The following is a 20262-nucleotide window of genomic DNA, read 5'->3' as shown; positions in this document are numbered from 1 at the left end:
CATTAAACAAACAACCAGGTTATGCAATTGACAGCTATCAGAGACCGGATCCAAAGCGAATTTGAAAATGTACGAGAGGTGGAGGCCGGCGGCGACTATTTTTTCATGTATAAAGACGAAGAGAAATTCCCGTTTGCCACCATTGTGACGAGCGATAACGACTTTGACAGTGTGTCAAACCTCAATCGCGAGGGTTTTTACCGGCTCAATATCGGTATCGACAAAGCGACTTTCCAGCATTTATTTGCCTCTATACCTGCTAAACCGGGAATCGGCGGTTATATGGATTCCGGAATTGATTTCACCAAACAGGATACGCTCTTTCCTCACCCATTCTACGGAACAATGTATTGGGTAAGCATCGTCAACCCAACCGAGGAGTCGTATCCGCAGCTCAAAGGGTTCCTGGAATATGCCTATGCCAAGGCTAAAAACAATTATGAAAAAGGGCACCCTCCGGCTTAGCCTTAACTCACCTGATTATGCAAATGATCGTCATTTCAGGAAACACGTACCCTGGCTGCGTAACAAGCGGGTTTAGTCTGGACTCGGATGGATTACAGCTTTTCCTGAGGTCGATGCATTCAGGCCGATCCGGCTTGCCGCATAATATAAAATACTGATTATGAAAACAATTTGCCTGATCGATAGGCGAAATGGCGCGAAGGTCTGCCTTCATGACTAAATATCCACAGGCCTCCGGCCAGTCAGTACCGAAAAGGCGTTACTGCGGTATAGACCGGCCAGAGGCCTGTGAATAGTATGTGCAAATCAGGAGATTTGCACCAGTGCAACACGTGATCGGCCAAGCATTCAACTTTACCGGCGCCGATTTCGAAAAATGGACGAAAGAAGCCGGTTTCCACAGAGTCGAAGTGATCCCCTCGCAGGCATGTCCAGTGAGGCTGTTGCTTGTAAGTAAAATACCGTTAACTAATAAATTCACATCAAAGCGGTTAATTCCTTCTACAATTTTCCTTAGACAGTAAAATTAGTTCGTATTTCCTGCAACTGATTTTACTGTCACCTTCAATTCAACAACCGCGAAAATGACTTTTAAGGAACGCCTCAGTAACCTGTCCGGCAAGCCGGATATTCTCATCATCCTGACCGACCAGGAAAGAGCCACGCAGCACTTTCCCGAAAACTGGGAACAGGACCATCTCAAAACACTCACCTTCCTGAAAAAGAATGGTTTCAGCTTCGACAGGGCATTCTGCAACACCTGTATGTGCTCGCCCAGCCGCTCGACGCTGCTCACGGGCCTTTACCCTGCCCAGCATCACGTGACGCAGACCCTCACCGAAGGCGGCAGGTATTCACCGGCCGAAATCGAGTTGGATAATACCCTGCCCAATATCGCCCGTATGCTTTTTGAAGAAGGCTACGACGTGCAATACCGTGGAAAATGGCACGTCAGCAAAGGTTCGGATGGCGGCAGTCCGGCGGCTTCCGATATCGCGATGTACGGTTTCAGAGGCTGGATCGCCCCCGATGCGGGTGAGGACACTGCCCCCGAGAATTTCGGCGGCGGATTTGCCAATCACGATAAGGCATACGTGCAGCAGGCCATTGCTTACCTGCAGAGCGTCCGTGAAAGAAGGAAAAAGGGTGACAGGCAACCCTACTGCCTTGTGGTGTCGCTCGTGAACCCGCATGATGTACTTTGTTATCCCAAAGGCTTCAATTATGGCTATGGCAACGATTTTCTGAATGGGCCTATCGGGCTGCCGGCGACTGTGAATGAAGACCTCGCAACTAACGGTAAACCTTCCGCGCAGGCGCAGGTGAAAGCGACGGGCGCATTGAGCCTGGGCCCGCTCCATACGCAGGATAAGCAGACCAATTACATCAATTTCTACGGAAACCTGCTGCGTGTAGTCGATACGGAGATAGGCTTTCTCATTAAGGAGCTTTACCGGGAAGTGGAAGGCAGCAAACTGGCCGATCAGGCGCTGGTAATCCGGCTGGCCGACCACGGCGAAATGGGTATGGCGCACGGAGGCATGCGGCAAAAAGCATTTGTTGCCTATGAAGAAGCAACGCGGATCCCAATGGTCATTTCCAATCCGGTCCTTTTCCCCGAAGATGCCAGTCACAAATCCACCGAACACCTGTCTTCACTGATTGATATCCTGCCTACGATCGCCGCATTTGCCGGCGCGACACCGCCGCAGGGAATAAGGGGTATAAGCCTGTTGCCCCTGCTTGAAGAAGACAAACCGGTTCAGGAAGCGATCCTTTTTACTTTTGACGATACCAAAGCCAGTGCTTCCAACAAGCCCAGTGTAGTAAAGGCAGCCAACCGCATCCGTGCCGTGCGTACGAAAGACTGGAAATACACGCATTACTTCGATGCCCTCGGCGGCTATCCCGATGAATATGAACTGTACGACCTGCGCCAACCCGACGCTACCGAGTACGAAAACCTCGCCCACAAACCTGAATTTGCTGACATCCGGAAGAAAATGGCATTGCTGCTGGAAGAGCAGGTAAGGCAGAAGCTCCTTCTCAACCCCGAACCATTCGATAAGGAGAAATTTCTGGAATGGTACGAGCGGCAGGGAGAGTAACACGGCTGTCGGCTGTCGGTTGTCGGCTGTCGGCTGTCGGCTGTCGGCTGTCGGCTGTCGGCTGTCGGCGAACGTCCTGGTTTGTTAAACGTTCATTTTCGAACAGGAATATCCAGTTATTTATCTGTTAATCAGTAAATTAAAAATCGGGAATAAATTTTGCACGGGCCGTACCGAACCCTATCCGGACTTCTATGCTTAAAAACTATCTCAAACTGGCTTTTCGTAACCTGGTTAAAGACAAATTTTACAGCCTGATCAATATTCTCGGGCTTACCATCGGCGTCACCTGCGGCATGCTGCTGTTCCTGTACGTGGTGGATGAGCTAAGTTACGACCGGTACCACGAAAAAGCTTCGAGGATTTACCGGATCGTTTCGTACATTCGCGAACCCGACAAAATCAACAAATGGGTCAGCACGCAACCACCGCTGGTTAAAACTCTGAAACAGGATTACCCGTTCGTGGAGAGCTACGTGCGGTTTTTTCCCAACGGACGGATGGCATTCCGCCAGGGTGAGCGCCGGTTTTACGAGGAGGATATTTACGCGGCCGATTCCACGGTCTTCGATGTTTTTACCTACCATTTCATAGAAGGTAATGCCAAAGCGCTGCAACAGCCGGGCAGCGTGGTGCTCACGCGTCGCGTTGCGGAGCGGTTTTTCGGCAAATCCCCGGCCCTGGGCCAGATACTTCAAACCAACGACAGTACTTCCTACAAGGTGACCGGCGTGATCGAAAACGTTCCGAAAAATTCGCATTTCACATTCAATGCATTGGTGTCGCTGGACCAGAACCAGCGCAATGCCGACGGATGGGGCGGTTTTTATATCAACAGCTATTTGCTGCTGTCTAAAAACGCAGACCTGAAAAAACTTGAAGCGGGCTTCCCCGGGCTTTACGAAAAATATATGTCAGGGATTTTCAAACGGATGGGCATTCACATTACGTACCAGATGCAGCCGCTCACGAGCATCCACTTGTACTCCAAATTCGATGGCGAATCCAACGGCGATATCGGGTATGTGTACACGTTCAGCGCGGTTGCTTTCTTTATGCTCTTGATCGCCAGTATCAACTATATGAACCTCGCTACCGCGCAGTCGGCCCGGCGGGCGAAAGAGGTGGGTTTACGGAAAGTAATGGGCTCGCTAAAAGGCGCGCTCATCCGCCAGTTCCTCACCGAATCCATCCTGATCACGCTCATATCCCTGGTAGCCAGCCTCATTCTGGTGGCATTGCTGCTGCCATTTTTCAATAATGTCTCCGGCAAAGCGATCAGCTACATGCAATTGCTAAGCCCCCAATTTATGCTCATCGGGCTGGCCGTGGTGGTGTTCACCGGGCTGGTCAGCGGCAGCTACCCGGCATTCTACCTGTCGTCATTCGAACCGGCCAGCGTATTGAAAGGTACATTCAAGGCGCGCGGCGGCGGTTTTTTCAGGAAAGCGCTGGTAGTCACACAGTTTTCGATCTCGCTGATCATGCTGATTTGCACCTGGATCGTCTACCAGCAGCTCAACTACATGCGGAACAAGGACATGGGTTACGACCGCGATCAGGTGCTGACGATCGACTACCAGGACGCTCAACCGAAAGACAAATACAACGCATTCCGGAAAGAACTGCTTGATAATCCGAATATCCAGAGCGTCGCATCCGCGTCGGCACCGGTGAGCAACATTGGCGGCAGGATCATATTCACCGTCGAATCCAATACCGGAATGAAGGAAATGGCTTTCAAACCGACGGCGATCGATCATGACTATCTCAAAACAATGGGCATGAAACTGGTCGCAGGCCGGAATTTTTCGGACGAACTGCCTGCTGATACGGCTAACAGTGTACTCGTCAACGAGGCTGCCGTGAAGCGGATGAACTGGAAAGACCCGATCGGCAAGAAGGTTATGCTCGGTACCGTACCGGCCGACGGCAAAAATCCGCCGCCGACGACCCAGGTAGCAGGTGTAGTGCGTGATTTTCACCAACAGTCGCTCTATAACCCGATCGAACCGATGATCATGGTGTACCGCCGGGCCAATGGTGTGATTCACATCAAAATCAAGACCCGGAATACCGCCGAAACCTTGGCATACATTGAAAAAAAATGGCAGCAAACGTACCCCGACAAGCTGTTTGAGTACCGTTTCCTCGACCAGGATTTTGAGAATGCCTACCATGCCGACGAGCTGCGCGGGAAAATCTGCACCGCATTTTCCGGCCTCACCATCCTGATCGCCTGCCTCGGGCTCTTCGGCCTCGCCACATTCACGACCGAGCAGCGCGTGAAGGAAATAGGCGTCCGGAAAGTGCTTGGCGGCTCGGTTTCCAGCGTGGTACTGCTGTTGTCCCGGGACTTTACGCGGCTCGTGCTGCTCTCCTTCCCGATCGCGATACCGGTGGCTTATTTTGCTATGAACCGCTGGTTGCAGAGTTTCCCCTACAAAGCGGACATGAGCGTCTGGATTTTTATCGCTTCCTGCGTTGCTACGCTGCTGATCTGCTGGCTGACGGTCATTTACCAATCCCTGAAAGCGGCACTGGCCAATCCGGTCCAATCGCTGCGTTCGGAATGACGCATTCGGAGGATATATCACTGCATTTTTAACCGTTCTTCTTCGAGGTCAATCAGGAAAAGCTGCTCCCGGATGATTTCTTCATCCATGGCAGGGTCCTTATTGGCCTCGACGATAAATTGGCGCTGGGTTTCTAGCATTTCGAGAAATATCACTTTGGTTTTTTGATTCATCCAGTCGTCGTCGGACGCTTTGAGCTTCTCCTCCCAATGCTGCAAAAGCTTCCGCATGCCGTCATGGCCATCGAAGTCGCGCTCGTACTTGCCCCGCAGGAATGCGTACGTATGCTCGCGCAAGCCTTGTTTCAGGCGCTTCCGCATGTCCTCGGGCGATTCGACGGCCAAACGTTCGAAAATGTTGGCGTGCTCGATGATGTACGGCAAGGTGAGGCCCTGAACCAGTAATGTGAGCAGGATTACCACGAAAGTGATGAACAGTATCAGGTTCCGGTAAGGGAATTCGGTTCCGTCTGCCAGCATGACCGGTATCGACAGCGCGGCAGCCAGCGATACCACGCCCCGCATACCTGTCCACCCGAGGAACATCGGAATGAGCCATTGCCTTCGCCGGGAGCTTGCGCGAGGTACCACGCCGGGCCGGAAGATCATCGTGGCAATCATCGCGGCATAAGAGCTGATCAACCTCGCCACTACCAGCACGGCCGTTACCAGTGCGCCATAGCCGATGGCTGTCTGCAATGGGATGCCTTTTGACCTCAGTCCCTCCACAATTTCAGGCAGTTCCAGGCCGATCAGCAGGAACACAATGCCATTCAGGATAAACACAAAGCTCTCCCAAACGCTGTAACCGCGGATGCGGCTGGAACTGCTCAAAAATTGCAGACGCCGGTTAGCCATAAACAGCCCTCCGCTCACCACCGCCAGCACACCCGAGCTATGCAGCTGCTCGGCTATCCAGTAAAGAAAATAGGGTTCTATTAATGTAAATGCAATGTCCGAGGGCGCGTCGGTGGGTAAGCGCCGGTGCGCCTGCACGAAAAACCAACCCAGTGCCAGGCCGATGCCCACACCCCCGATCACCATCCAGAAGAAGCTCAGCGTCGCATCCTGCCAAACGAACTGCCCCGAAGCCACCGCCAGCAATGCGAAACGGAAAATAATAAGCGAGGAGGCGTCGTTCAGCAGGCTTTCGCCCTCCAGAACGGCCGAAGTCGAAGTCGGGATCTTCACAAACCGGGTAATGGCACCGATGCTGACCGCATCCGGCGGCGAGACAATGCCGCCCAGCAGAAAGCCCAGCGCCAGCGTAAAACCAGGGATGAAATGGCTCGTAACGATGGCGACGGACAGTGCGGTGAAGAAAACCACCAGAAAGGCAAAGCAGCTGATGATCCGCCACCACTTTTTCATTTCCTTGAATGAAATTGACCACGTCGCTTCAAAAAGCAGGGGCGGAAGCATGATGAAAAAGATCAGGTCCGGATCGATTTTAACCACGGGCAGCCCCGGAACAAGGCTGGTCAGCAACCCCGCCACGACCAGTAATATGGGATAAGCAACCCGCAGCTTGTTGGCCAGCATACCCAGCAGGACAACTGCCGCGACCATCGCCAGTAAAAACGGTAAAATACTATGCATGAAAATCGGCGTTTCTTGATCATGCAAAATAGAAAAACGCGCGGAATCCGGCCGCTTTTCCAAACCTAATTCCAGCGTATTCTGTTGCTCATTTTACATGGCCCCATTGCAGCAAGCAAAATAAAGGGCCTTCTTACATCAACAACCTGTCATGAACACCCATCCATACAGCAATACCCTCATTAAAATACCACAATTCCGGGCCTGGTGGCTTTACGCAACTCTCGGTAGTTTCATGCTTTCCTGCAAAGTGAGTGTGCCTGCGGAACACGACGGGAAGGCGGCATATCACAACCTCCTTACCCACGGCGGCGACTCGGCTGCGGTTGCCCAACGCTACCTGGGTTTGGAAAACACCGTTAATTTCAGAGATCTTGGCGGATTAAAAACGAAGGACGGCAAAACCGTTCGAAAAGGGCTGATCTACCGTTCCGACAATCTTTCGAAACTCGAATCGAAACAATTCGATCAATTCAATGCCTTGCGTATTGCCAGCGTGTACGACCTGCGCACCGACCACGAAATCGAAGGAAAAGAAGATCATTTGCCATCCAATGTGCGCTACCGGCATACTCCTGTCGTGGAAGATAACGCCGGGGAGATCAAAGGATTAAAAAAACGGGTACTCAACGGCGAAATCACCGAACAGCAGGCAAAGGACATGACCGCCAGGTTCTACGCCGACGCGATAACCGTGCACGTGGATACAATTAGGAAGATCTTAAATGACATAACCTCCTCCGACCAGCCCGTACTCTACCACTGTTCGGCCGGGAAAGACCGGACGGGCATTGTCTCAGCCCTGATTTTGTCCATTTTGAATGTCGACCGGCAGCTGATCGTCGATGATTATATGCTATCCAACTACTATCGTCGCAACCGGGCCGAAAAAACGCTGGGCAAGGCAAAGCTGGGCCGGATTATCAAGCCAAAACTGAATATGGACGCTATCGAGGTTCTTTCCACCGTCGACGAGCGCTTCATCCACGCTACCTTCAACGCCATCGACAGTACTTATGGCGGGATCGACCCATTCATCGAAAACCAGCTCGGAATCGACCAGGCAACCCGATTGAAATTGGTGGCCAAGTTTACCGAATGATCGATACCGGCGGTGATAAAATTCCCCTGAGCGAAAAAATTGTTTAGTATTGCGTATGAAAAGTACAGTACTATTGGCCATGCTGGGCACGTTCCTGACCGTATCCGGGTGTATCAAACCGGAAGCGGAAAACATGGAAGCGGACATTCTGGTGATGACTTTACCTGATTCAGTACTGATATCGCCCCCGTCCATTACCAATACCAGCGTTACCGCGTTCGTCAATTTTTCAAAGCTCAATATTAAAGCCGTCGCACCGCAGTTTACTATCACGGAGGGCGCCAGCATACAACCTGCCTCCGGTATGCCGCAGGATTTTTCCAAACCTGTGACTTACACCGTTACCTCCCAGGATGGCCAGTGGAAAAAGCAATACCGGGTGAGCCTCCTGCAAAACCTCGCGCCGGACTATTTCACGTTCGAAAACTGGACGGTCAACGCCGATGGTAACTACTATGTCCCCTATGAGCTGGTCGAAGGCGAACACCAGAATATCTGGGCTTCGGGCAACAGCGGTTTTTCGCTGATCGCGCCGGAGAAGCGGCCCGAAGCCTACCCTACCCAACGTAGTACCGATGCTGCGAAAGGCCAGTATGCCGCTTATCTTGAAACCAGGTCGACCGGCGCGTTGGGTGCGCTGGTGGGAATGCCCATTGCGCCGGGCAATCTCTTTCTGGGCAGTTTCGACGCTGCCAAAGCGCTGACGGCTCCACTGGAAGCCACTATTTTCGGCGTTCCTTTCAACAAAAAGCCGCTGCGGCTGACGGGTTTCTATAAGTACGTCTCGGGCGGGCCGGTTACTGATAAAACAGGTAAGCCCGTTACACCGGAGCAGCAAGACGTTTGCGACATTTATGCCGTGCTTTTCAAAGCGAGTGCGGAAAAACCGTTCCTCAACGGCGCTAATATCCTCATCGATCCCAGCGTGGCAGCTGTTGCGCAGCTGGCTTCGGGTACACCCACATCGGGCACCGGTTACCAGGCTTTCGACCTCGCATTCAACTATAAATCCGAAGTTAACCCCGATGACCTGGCTGCATTTGCCTATAAAATTGCTATCGTGTTTTCTTCCAGTAAAAACGGCGCGGTTTTTGAGGGAGCCGTCGGCAGCAAATTGTATATCGACGACGTGAAGATCGTTACGCAATAATATTTCAAAATCATGAAACGTCTCCGTTTGTTGCTCCTTTTGCTGACCATTGCGCTCGAAACTACCGCTCAGAACGGGAAGAAGCTTTCGCTTAATGCCCGGGCGGGATTTTCCATCGGAGCAGCAGCGCCCGCGGGCATACCGGCGTCGATCCGGGAAATTGAATCCTACAAGCCGGGTTTCCAGCCCAGTCTGGAAGCAGGGCTCGGTTACCGGTTCTCGACGCATTTCGGATTTGCTACCGGCCTGCGCTGGGAGCAAAAAGGGATGACGACGGATGCGCGCGTTAAGGCTTACTACACCACGTTCAACGAAGCGGGCAACGACGGACACGAGTCGGTTACCGGCTATTTCTCCGGGCGCGTCAAAACCAGGGTAAGGAACAGTTACCTCACGCTGCCATTGCATTTGACCTTCCATAACAACAGTTCATTCACATTCAAAGCAGGCGGGTTCGTGTCGCTGCTGCTGGATAACCGCTTCGACGGCGGCGCGCGCGACGGGTACATACGTAACGAGACGCCCATAGGCGAGCGGGAGGACATCGATGCCGCCTCGTACGACTTTTCGGAGAATGTGAGAAAGATCAATGCCGGTATCGAAATCGGTACCGACTACCGCATTAATTCAGGCCTTTTTGCATCGGCGAACCTGAACTATGCATTAACACCCTTGATGGAGCCCGGTTTCCGGAGTATCGCTTTCGGGATGCACAATATTTACCTTAACCTCGGAATCGGATACCGGTTTCACTGAACGCTATTAAAATCCCTATGAAATCACATTTTTTGCCCGGGCTGTTGCTCACCGCCATTCTGTACTCCTGCGCAGGCAGCAAACCCGGCCCCGCTTCCGGTTCTAAAGCAGTGGAAGTAAGCATTGACCTCGTCAATGTCGATGCCGATCGTGTGCGCGTTACCGTCACGCCGCCCGCGCAAACCGGCGATGTTGCTACCTACAATTTTCCCAAGATTATCCCCGGCACCTACGCCATTGCCGACTACGGCCGGTACGTACAGGATTTCCAGGCTTTCGATAAAAAAGGCAAACCGCTGCGCGTAACCCGTACCGACTCGAATACCGTCAGCATTTCACCCGCCAAAAAACTCGCCCGCATTTCCTACCTCGTTGGCGATACCTTCGATACGGAAGTGGAAAGTGACCCTTTTGGCGAAAACAATAAAACCATTTTTTCGCCTGCCGGGACCAATATCGAGGCCGGGAAGCATTTCCTCCTCAATATGGCGGGGTTTGTGGGTTATTTTTCAGGACAAACCGAAACCCCGTACCGGATTACCGTTTCACACCCTGGGACGCTTTACGGCACCACGGCGCTCGTAGACACCGACAATGACGCTCGCAAAGATGTGTTCCAGGTCCCGCGCTACCCGGACGTGATCGATAATCCCGTGATGTACGCCGCGCCGGATACCTTTTCTTTCAAAGTGGACGGCATGGAGGTGCTGTTGGGTATTTACTCGCAAAGCGGTAAAACGCAGGCGTCGTCTTTGAAGCCCGATCTCGAAAAGATGATGCGCGCGCAGAAGAAATTCCTGGGAAAAATCAATGACACACCGAAGTACGCCGTGCTCACCTACGTATCGTCGGGTGCCGCCAACGACGCCAAGGGCATAGGCGCGCTGGAACATAATGCCTCGACGACGGCGGTTTTCAGGGAGCCGATGAAAAGCAAAGACCTGATCCACGTGATCAGCCATGAGTTCTTTCATACCATCGCTCCATTGAAAGTGCATTCGAAGGAAATCCACTATTTCGACTTCAATGCACCCAAAATGAGCCAGCATTTGTGGTTTTATGAAGGTGTTACCGAGTATTTCTCCAACCTTTTCCAGGTCAATCAGGGGCTCATCGGCGCGGATGCTTTTTATGATCTGATGGCTAAAAAAGTAGAACAGTCCCAATCGTATTCCGATAGCCTTTCTTTCACCGAAATGAGCCGGAATATCCTGGATCCCAAACTAAAACCCCAATACCCGAATGTTTATGAAAAAGGCGCACTCATCGCCATGTGCCTCGATATCGTGATCCGCGAGAAAACCCAGGGCCAGCGCGGCCTGCTGTGGCTCATGGGTGAATTGTCCCAAAAATATGGCTCTCAAAAGCCGTTCGACGATGCCGAACTGATTCCGGTCATCACGCAGATAGCCGGTCCGGAAGCAGGTGCGTTTCTGGACAAACACGTGGTCATGGGCGAACCAATCCGTTATGAGGATTTCGTCGGCAAGGTAGGTCTCAAAAAACAGACCATTCCCTTCCCCGAGCCGATCGTTTTTCTGCGCGATGACGTCATTTACATTAAGCCCGACGCCTCGCGCACCCACGTACTCGCACACGCAGCCGACAACCAGAATGAGTTCTACAAAAGCCTGGGAATACAGGACAACGACATTTTCGTGGAGTTTAACGGAATACCCGTTGACCCCAAAAACCTGATGGCCCTCGTTTACCTCGGCTACGACCTCGACGAAGGCAGTCCGATCACCGTTAAGGTGAACCGCAATGGCCAGGATGTGGAACTGAAAGGTACCGTAAAACTCAATTACAAAGACGGCGACGGCTTCCGGTTCGGCGACGAGTCGAAAAAGGCGCTGAATGAGGCCTGGTTGAAAAACTAAGCAATTATTTCCTGCTTAACCCGTGTGTACGTGACCTTAAAGGAGCTCGATGTATCCTTCCGTCCCGTGCACACGTATTTTTTGCCCGTCAGTGATGAGCCGGGTCGCATGATCGACTCCCACCACAGCCGGCAGACCATATTCCCGGGCGATCACCGCCCCGTGGGTCATCAATCCGCCCACTTCCGTTACCAGTCCTTTGATAGCCACAAACAGCGGCGTCCAGCTCGGGTCCGTAAACGCGGTGACCAGGATATCACCTGGTTCCAGGTCGGCATCTTCCATTTTCAGTACCACGCGTGCCCGCCCCTCGATCACGCCCGCGGACACGCCCAGACCTGCGATGGCGCCCTCCGGCAGGTTCTCATGGCTATGTTTTCCGGTCACGACTTCGCCATCAGAGGTCATCACGCGCGGCGGCGTGAGCTTTTCGAAGCGAGCGTAGGCTTCTTTGCGCTGGTCAATAATATCGTAATCTGCTTTCCCCGAAAGGATCACCCCGCGTATTTCTTCGAATTCCAGATAATAAATATCCTCCTTCTCCCGGAGTACATGGGCGTCCACGAGCCGGGCAGCTTCCTGCATTAATGCCTTTTTGTATACGAAATACCTGTTTACAATGGCATATTTGGGGTACTCGCGATAACCCGCCAGGCTACGCATCAACCCGATCATCCGCTGGGTCTCCTCTGCCTTTTGCTCACCGTCGGGCAATTCCCGCAGGCGGCTCAGCAGCTCCGCCTCTTTCCGGGCGGCCTCCTGTTGGCCTTGTTCGAATTTACGTTTGCCGGCGCCGGGTTCCTGGTTCCTGATATTACTCAGGATCAGCGGAACCAGAATGGAGGGATTTTCGCTCCAACGGGTCCTGGTGATATCGATCTCGCCCGCGCAACGCATGCCGTATTTGACCAGAAATGCATTGATCGCGTCTATTGCCTCCCTGCCGCCATGCAGCTCCCGCATTCCGTCCATGAAGTGATCGTCATTCACATCCCGTAGGTAGTTTACTACTTCCGGATACGGCCTGATCGCGTCGGCTACATCCAGCAATGCCAGACCCATTTCGGATGTGACATTATGGGGGACCGATTGCGAAAGCGTATCCGCCACGTTTTTCTCGCCTAGCCACTCACTCATTTTTTCATTAATCCAAAGGGCGGCATTCATCGCCGTCACGATCACTCCAAAGCTCTCCGGATCGGCCTGGCTCTTCCTTTGCTGGAAATCGTCCAGGATAAAATCGATCAGCTCTGTCCTGGACCGGGTGCGGATGTTTTCCTCTAATGCCGCTATCGATGCCTCGCTGCGACCGATCAGTTGCTGCACAATGGACGGATCGTAGTGGTTAAGCGCAAAAAAATCGTGTGGCGGCGGCCCCTGAGCGGGTTCGCCGACGGGAGGTTCATTCATATTAATGTCCAGGAAATCCCCGCGTTCCAGAATTTCCATCACCGCTTTCCGCACCAGCGGGTCGGATTTGCCCAGCACATCCAGCACCACTTTTCTGCCCATAGGCGAAACCAGGTCCTGCGCGACATCCACGAAAATTCTTCCCCCGGCAACGGCCATTTTCCGGGGCGACGTCAACTGCCACGTCGACAAGCCCAGCGGCTTCATCGCGTCGGTCATCATTTGCTGATGGCCTACCGATACGTAAAGATGGTTTTGCCCGTCGTTCGCTTCGGGAATAGGGTACAAAGTCGTAATCGGCCGGCTTTGTACGATGTGAAATGTGCCATTGGCGAGGCACCATTCAATATCCTGCGGGCTCCCGAAATGTGTTTCGATCCGTCTGCCCAGGCGTTCTAGCTGCAAAATCTGATCGTCCGTGAGCGTTTGAAGCCTTTGTTGTTCCGGTCCGAGTTCCTTCTCGTACGTACCACCTGCCTGAGATGCATAAATCGCCATTTTCTTGACGGATACCTTCTTTTCGATAATCTCGCCTCTGCGAACTTTATACACATCCGCATTCACGAGGCCGGAAACCAGTGCTTCGCCAATCCCGAAACTGGCATCGATAGAAACGACCTTCCGGTTTGAACTCACCGGGTCCGCTGTAAACAGAATGCCCGAAGCCTGTGGGAAAACCATCCGTTGAACCACCACCGCCAGGCTCACTTTGCGGTGATCGAAGCCATTCTGGATCCGGTAAGCGATCGCCCGGTCGGTAAACAGCGACGCCCAGCATTTGCTCACGTGCTGCAAAATGGCATCGCTTCCGACGATATTGAGATAGGTATCCTGCTGCCCGGCAAACGACGCATTCGGCAAGTCCTCCTCAGTCGCGCTCGACCGCACGGCATAGGCATCCCCTTCGCCAAGCTTTGTGAGGTGATGAAGGACCTCCTCCCTGACATTCCCCGGGATTGCTGCCGCTTCGATCACACCGCGGATTTCGCGTCCCAGTGCCATGATTGCCTGCGTATCCCCCATCTTTACGTTGGCCAGCCTTTCCAGCAGGCTGCCGATTTCCACACCGCTGATCACCTCGCCAAATGCGTCGGTCGTAATGCAAAAACCATCCGGTACTTGAATTTCGCCGATCCGAGCGAGCTCGCCCAGGTTAGCGCCCTTTCCTCCCGCTACCGCGATCTGCGTTTTATCAATCTCTTCAATACCAAGAATGTAAGCCCCCATAGTTCACTGCTGTTTAGTATTGAATTTACTGGTCGTGTCATTCATCACTTCAATCGCCTTCGAGAAGTAGCTTTCTATAATCTTCAATTCCGCCTCTGAAAAAGAAGCGATCAGCTCACCCGACCGCTGTCGGAACTCCTTATACAACGGCTCGAAAACCGCCATGATCTTTTCATTATTCGGTTCGACGATCACCTTCCGGCGATCGCCCTCGCCAAACCGCCTCCTGACCAGGTCTTTCTGTTCAAAACGGTCGATCAGGCCCGTTACGGCGCCCGTGGTAAGGCCGGTCAGCTGCGAAAGCTCACCGGCTGTCATCTGCCCTTTCTGCATGATGAAACCCAGGTACTTGTGATCGGTACCGGACAGCCCGGCCTGCCGGCCAATGGCTTCGTGCATCTGGATGGAGTCGAATGCGTATTGCTGGCTCAGCTTCCGCACCCGTTCAGTCAGCTCCTGGCTCATATTTATCTTTGTTTCTAAATATCTTAGTTGCAAAGATACTTTATTTCAAATAGTACTTCAAATGGCGAGGGAAATTATTTTCTTCCCAAAACCAAAAATCCCCGCCAGCGCGCGCCAGCGAGGATTTGATTTCTGGTAACTACTGACTTTTACTTCCTGATGATTTTAAAAACCCGCTCGCGATCTTCTGAAACGACTTTAAGCAAATAAATGCCAGGCACCGTCGCTTGCGTGGAAAGGCCTATTTCCTTTTGCTGTGCACGTCCGTCAGCCACTGCTTTGTCTGTAAAAACAACCCGCCCTCCGACATCGAAAACACTGAAATGTAGCACCTTTCCGGCTTTTTCCTCGAATTCCACAAAAATCCGCTTCTCCGCCGGGTTAGGAAATACCTTCCATAACTTTTCGCCTTCGAAATTGACAGCACGGACGCTGGAATACGCAAAGCTCCCATCCGTATCGACCATTTTCAGGCGGTAATAACTCGTACGTTCCGCCAAGGGCGCATTATCCGTAAATGCATACCGTGAATTTCCGCCCTGCCCAGGCAACTCGCCGACTTTTGTAAACCTGTTCTCCAGAAGCCCTTCCTGGTCCTTCGCCACCTCGACCTCGAAATGACTGAACGCCTCCTCGCGGGCCGTTTGCCATTCTACCAGGACCGTTTGTTTGTTCTCCGCATCCGTGCGGGGCTTGGCGGTGAAGGTGGTGAGGGTAACCGGCATTGGGTCGCCAAGCCCCAGAAATCCCTTCGCCAGCCAGAATTCGGAGAAGGATTTGGTTTGAAATTCTGCGTAGTAGCCATCGTAATACGGCACTATTTTTACGTCCGATGGCCGATAATACGCCCATCCTTTCCCGGTATTATTCGTCAGGTCGCCGTCTTCGTTGCTGCCCGAGTACTTGGTTATCCCCAATTCAAATGCGGAGCCGGGTTTGAACACACCCGTTATGTCCGGCGCGCTGACCAATCGTTCAATGTCCGAATCCGCAAAATACAGACGCACTCCCACCGGCTCGGGGAAGCTCGGTTGCGACATGGTGAATTTGAAATTTCTTCCCAGGTAGTATTGCCCGTTAACGTGATGGGCTTCACCATAATTGACATACGTGTTGATCACGATCTTCCCCAAATTCTGTCCATTCGGATTGATCGATGCGGTAATGCCAAAGTTCACCATATCTATCCATTTGTTTCCGCTGGCCTCGTCCAATACGCTCGTTTCCTGGCCGTAAGGGTTGTAATAAACCGGACTATATCCGCTATGTATATGAATATCGTCGATGGCAATCCCCTCGGTACCGAATCCCTTCCTGGTTTTTATCACAAACCTCAGTCGGAAGTACTCGCCGGAGTTTGACAGATAAGCGGAGCCTACACGCCAGCGACTTCCATCTTCGGGATATACCGAACTTGTCGCATATACTTTCTGCCAGCCATTCCCGTTGGACATTTCAATTTCGAGTAAATCACAAAACCCATTTTCGCAGACCTCGGGGTCTATAGCATAACTGAAACTCAAACGAGCCCATTCAATAGACCGCGCGAAGAAGCAGGGAGAATAAAGATACGCTACACTGTCGCGCGGATCCACTCCGCCAAAGTCGGTCGCCCACGCGGTCACACCGCTTGCCGCATTTTTGATTTTAACCGCATTAGGTGTTCCCAATTGCCAGACAGGCTTTGTGTCGATCGTTTGCCAGCCGCCAGGGCCATGCTCGAAGTCTTCCAAATATGGAAATTCCGCTATAACCGGGGCACTGATCAGCACAGTTCGCAGCGCATTGTCTGCTGGGTTGACGTCAGACATTTGTGTAGCCCGAGCCTCTACGACGTGGTCGCCTTCCGCACTCATACTGGATTGAACATCGCACATGACCAGCGAACTCTCACCTGCTTTCAGCAAGAATTTGGGAAAGTTATACCATTCAACTCCGTCGACAGTTACCTGTAACGGCACATTATACAGATCATGCGCACCTTTATTGGTCACTTCTACACCGACCCGGTAATCGCTGCTGCAGACGGGGAGTTCCGGCCTCTCGACCCGCGTCACGGCAACATCTGTGCGGGTTGTGTACAGCCTCACGTCATCTATCAAATGCCACGACTCAGAACCGGTGGCCACATATTGGTGCCACTTAACCTGAAAACTGGTTGAAAGCTCCTGGGAATTCCTTTTCAGCAGTTCAGTTACCATGACTGTCCCCAGATAAAAATTTTTGTCGACCGGCAAATTCCACATATAATGGTAGTCAAAAGCAAAAATCCAGGGATCGGTGTCCTTTCCTCTTATGTACACGCCCTCGTCGGCGTTAGGGGAGTAGTAAATACTTCCCGCAAACCGGAAATCGAGGCGTACCTCTTTCCCCTGTGCCGCGTAATCTGCCAGATTATACGTGCCAATAACCGTCGTTGAATACAAACCGTTATTCCTGGAATCGGTATCCAGGATCAATGCCTTGTCTCCCGAGTAGGTAACATCGGGACCAATATAAGTTCTCAACCGGGCAATGCTTTTTTGCGATGAAAAATCGTACCCGGGTGCATTGTCTAAACCGGATCTGTCGGAACGCACGGTTGAAACCGGCAATGATTCAAAATCCTGCGTGTGAGGGAGCGTAATGGCGGGATTGGGAAGATGCCTTGCCTCTACGACCAACTGATTATTGCCCAGGGCAAGATCATCATCCATTTTTACAAAAACATTGACCACATACGCCCCGATCGCTTGCATGTCTGCCGTTTTGGTAAATGTATAGGCAAGATACCCCAGCGCAGGAATTCCGGAAGTAACCGTCTCCCAATGAACAGCCGCCCCGGCCCCACCAATTGAATACCCTACCTGAAAAGGCTTTGTTACGGGTTGGTCATCGAAATTTCGGATGCCAATGGTAATCGCCTGGGTCGGTGAAAAAGCGGTTGACGTCAGCATTCTGCCGGCTGCTTTGGGCGATACAAGTGAGTCGATACTTATATCGTTATCCGAAATACTGCCCACACAGGTGCCGCTGTCAGGCTTGTACTTGATGGCGACCGCTCTCCGGCCGGGAATCCCATTCAACCGTGGCCGAACAGAAAAATAATATGTTGAATCACGGGATAGTGAATTGAACGTGTATTTCAGTTCTGTCGTTACGTCGACCGGTTTCATTTCAGCACCCTGTAAGCGCATTACTTCGTAGTCCGTGGCACCGTTGACCTTTGTCCATTGAAGTGCCGCGTAACCGGGGCATTGTACCAGCTGCATTGTAACGACCGGCAGCGCCATAATGGAAAACGCACCGCTCTCGCGGATGGCGCCCGTTTCGTTTTGAACCAGCCTGATTTTTGCCGTCGTCGTAAACGCGTCGGGCACTGTCCAGCTGAAACGTGTTGTCCCGGCTGGAATAGCCGCATTGATCGAAGACCAGGAAGCGCCGTTGTTGAGTGAATAGGAAAGCGCATAGGTACTTGCGGGATTTTCGTAGCTATCCCAAGAAAGGTTGACCGCATCTCCCTTTGTGAATCGCTCTCCGCCGACGGGATAGGTAAGTACCGTAGACCTTTCAATGATATCGTACACAACGAAATACTCCTGCGAACCCGTCGGGATATTATGGCCGGCGACTTTAACCGTATAGGAACCTGCTTCCGGGTTGGCGATTGCGACCTGCTCCGCGTTGTTAATGCTGTCCGACGATGCAACGGCTGGACTTGCCGGAGCTGCGGGATTCGGAACTAGCGGGAGCTGTACGCCTCCGCCCGGCCGTACCAGGTGAAGGTCCAGGTTATTGACCAGCTTTCTGCCCCCAGCCACCACCGCCGAAGCGGGGTCGTGCCAATACAACATCACTTTCAATACAGAAGTACCGGCAGGCACGTTTACCTGGAACTCGGCAGTTCCCTGATTGGCCAGGGTACCTGTAAAATAGTTTCCTTTTTCCATCATGATAACCGAACGAAGCAAGTTCATCATCCCGAAACCGTGAACATAATCCGGTCCTGGTAATCCCCAATCGCTTGCTCCATTCAATAACAGAGCTTTGACCAACCCACCCTTGGGATTGTTTTGACCATTGAGTTGCCGATATCGCTGATAAAGCAGAGCTGTCCCGCCAGTCACCGCCGGCGAAGCCATACTCGTACCCGAACCCGACTGATACGCGTCATTCGGTATCAAAGAGAAAATAGATCCCCCCGGTGCGACCAACTCCGGTTTGATCCGGCCATCCGAGGTCGGCCCGCGGCTGGAAGCAGGAGAAATGATGCCGTTTGCTCCCGTCCTGCCAACGGTGATCACATTTTTTGCAGTTGCATCGAGTCCTTGCACAGTTCCATATCCGACCGGTAATCCGCTGATACATGAAGCTTCCAACCCACTGTTCCCTCCGGCAAAAACATGCAGCAAGTTTGGGAGTTCACCTGCCTGCCTGTCCAGAATACTGCTGCTTTCGAAGTAATCGCCGAACCACGAGCAATAATTTCCCATACCATAAGCACTATTGGTGACGACCATCCCGAAATCGCGCACATGGGCCGCAGCCTCGAACCAAATCCCGCCAGGAAGCCGCTTCACAATTTTTGCCTTGGGTGCATAACCGCGGTATTTTTCATTGACAATACCTGCTCCGGCAGCTGTCCCCGCAATATGCAGTCCGTGCCAGTCGGTTACCGTCGGTGTAGTGCTGATTACACGGCCCGTCAGATCCGCATGGTCGTCGAGGTTACCGGTGTCCCCAATTCCGATCGTCACGCCTTCCCCATCCAGTTTACGCCCGCCGGGAAGGGTGGAGTTCAACACATTTGCCCTGCTGTCGGCCACGCTTTTGTCGTTCAACAGCTCTAATGGTGGCATAATGGCCTCGATATACTCCACCCACGGCAAGGCCGCGAGCTGTTCCAGCCGATTCGTATCCAGCCGAACTTCGAGCACCTGGTATCGGCTCAGGGTTTCAGAAATGATTTCGAAATTATGCTTTTGAAGATCCTGCCTGGCATCCGATAAGGAAATAGAACGCGGGTAACTGATGGAAACATCCACTTTACCGGGCACTTTCAGGGTGTGTGCAGGAAGTGTCGGGGCAGTTAATGCCGCATGAATTTTCTTGTCGGCCGTGAGTTCGATAATGGCCCGGGCATTGGCTGAAACGAGCAATGCGGCATCCGGCGCCTGGCGGATTACAGTGGTGTATGCATTGTCGGGAACATATTCCAGCAGCTCGATGCCCGCATTTTTCAGCTGTGCAACAGCCTTTTCGCCGGGTATGTCGTTGAATTGGATAATAACCAGCTTTCCGATTGCGGGTAATGCATTTTCGCGGAGCGTTGCACCGGCTGCCGCACCCGACAAATTAGCCGGAGGCGAAAATGTCCCGTTTCTCAAATACAGCTTGTAATTAGCATTTTTCTGAGCAAAAAGGGCGTGACCGTACAGCAAGGCGACAATTAGCCAGGTCAAGTGGCGGAATTTGGGCAAACACATACAGAAAGAGGAGACGCAAAGAGTTATTTTCCTTCAAATCTAAATAATCTTTTTGTCTAC

The 20262-nt window shown here is 52.4% G+C and carries 11 protein-coding genes; 7 read left to right on the top strand and 4 right to left on the bottom strand.

Annotated features, from left to right (window positions below; genetic code table 11):
* Positions 1–21: 21 nt before the first annotated feature.
* The 3 genes from AC2YIT_RS19920 to AC2YIT_RS19910 all read left to right on the top strand — a co-directional run bounded on the left by AC2YIT_RS19920 (position 22) and on the right by AC2YIT_RS19910 (position 5149).
* Positions 22–465, top strand: a complete 444-nt coding sequence (locus tag AC2YIT_RS19920) for a DUF6194 family protein (protein ID WP_487280327.1) — start codon at positions 22–24, stop codon at positions 463–465.
* A gap of 584 nt (positions 466–1049) precedes the next feature.
* A complete protein-coding gene (locus tag AC2YIT_RS19915; protein WP_487280326.1) occupies positions 1050–2573 on the top strand; it encodes a sulfatase family protein in 1524 nt (507 codons plus the stop codon).
* Between the two features lie 194 nt (positions 2574–2767).
* Complete coding sequence (locus tag AC2YIT_RS19910) at positions 2768–5149, top strand: ABC transporter permease (protein WP_487280325.1); 2382 nt, start codon at positions 2768–2770, stop codon at positions 5147–5149.
* Positions 5150–5166: 17 nt separating this feature from the next.
* On the opposite strand, the gene AC2YIT_RS19905 is transcribed toward AC2YIT_RS19910, so the two are convergent.
* Positions 5167–6747: a Na+/H+ antiporter gene (locus AC2YIT_RS19905; protein ID WP_487280324.1), complete on the bottom strand. Its 1581-nt coding sequence runs from the start codon at positions 6745–6747 to the stop codon at positions 5167–5169.
* 151 nt (positions 6748–6898) lie between these two features.
* Here AC2YIT_RS19905 and AC2YIT_RS19900 point away from each other — a divergent pair, with 151 nt between their 5' ends.
* Genes AC2YIT_RS19900 through AC2YIT_RS19885 form a run of 4 tightly spaced genes read left to right on the top strand, consistent with a single transcriptional unit; the run spans position 6899 to position 11635 of the window.
* Complete coding sequence (locus AC2YIT_RS19900) at positions 6899–7849, top strand: tyrosine-protein phosphatase (protein WP_487280323.1); 951 nt, start codon at positions 6899–6901, stop codon at positions 7847–7849.
* 55 nt (positions 7850–7904) lie between these two features.
* Complete coding sequence (locus tag AC2YIT_RS19895) at positions 7905–8999, top strand: PCMD domain-containing protein (protein WP_487280322.1); 1095 nt, start codon at positions 7905–7907, stop codon at positions 8997–8999.
* A gap of 12 nt (positions 9000–9011) precedes the next feature.
* Complete coding sequence (locus AC2YIT_RS19890; protein ID WP_487280321.1) at positions 9012–9755, top strand: porin family protein; 744 nt, start codon at positions 9012–9014, stop codon at positions 9753–9755.
* Positions 9756–9772: 17 nt separating this feature from the next.
* Positions 9773–11635: a M61 family metallopeptidase gene (locus AC2YIT_RS19885; protein WP_487280320.1), complete on the top strand. Its 1863-nt coding sequence runs from the start codon at positions 9773–9775 to the stop codon at positions 11633–11635.
* Between the two features lie 36 nt (positions 11636–11671).
* Here the strand turns inward: AC2YIT_RS19885 and ppsA are convergent, their stop codons facing one another.
* The 3 genes from ppsA to AC2YIT_RS19870 form a co-directional block, all read right to left on the bottom strand.
* Positions 11672–14272, bottom strand: a complete 2601-nt coding sequence (ppsA, locus tag AC2YIT_RS19880) for a phosphoenolpyruvate synthase (protein ID WP_487280319.1) — start codon at positions 14270–14272, stop codon at positions 11672–11674.
* A gap of 3 nt (positions 14273–14275) precedes the next feature.
* A complete protein-coding gene (locus AC2YIT_RS19875; RefSeq protein ID WP_487280318.1) occupies positions 14276–14737 on the bottom strand; it encodes a MarR family winged helix-turn-helix transcriptional regulator in 462 nt (153 codons plus the stop codon).
* A 149-nt stretch (positions 14738–14886) separates the two neighbouring features.
* On the bottom strand, positions 14887–20178 hold the full coding sequence (locus AC2YIT_RS19870) for a S8 family serine peptidase (RefSeq protein WP_487280317.1): 5292 nt from the start codon (positions 20176–20178) through the stop codon (positions 14887–14889).
* Positions 20179–20262 lie beyond the last annotated feature (84 nt).

The sequence above is a fragment of the Dyadobacter sp. SRI_021 genome (genome assembly GCF_057586235.1).
The sequence above is the reverse complement of the archived record's forward strand: the minus strand, read 5'-3'. Positions and strand labels throughout refer to the sequence as shown.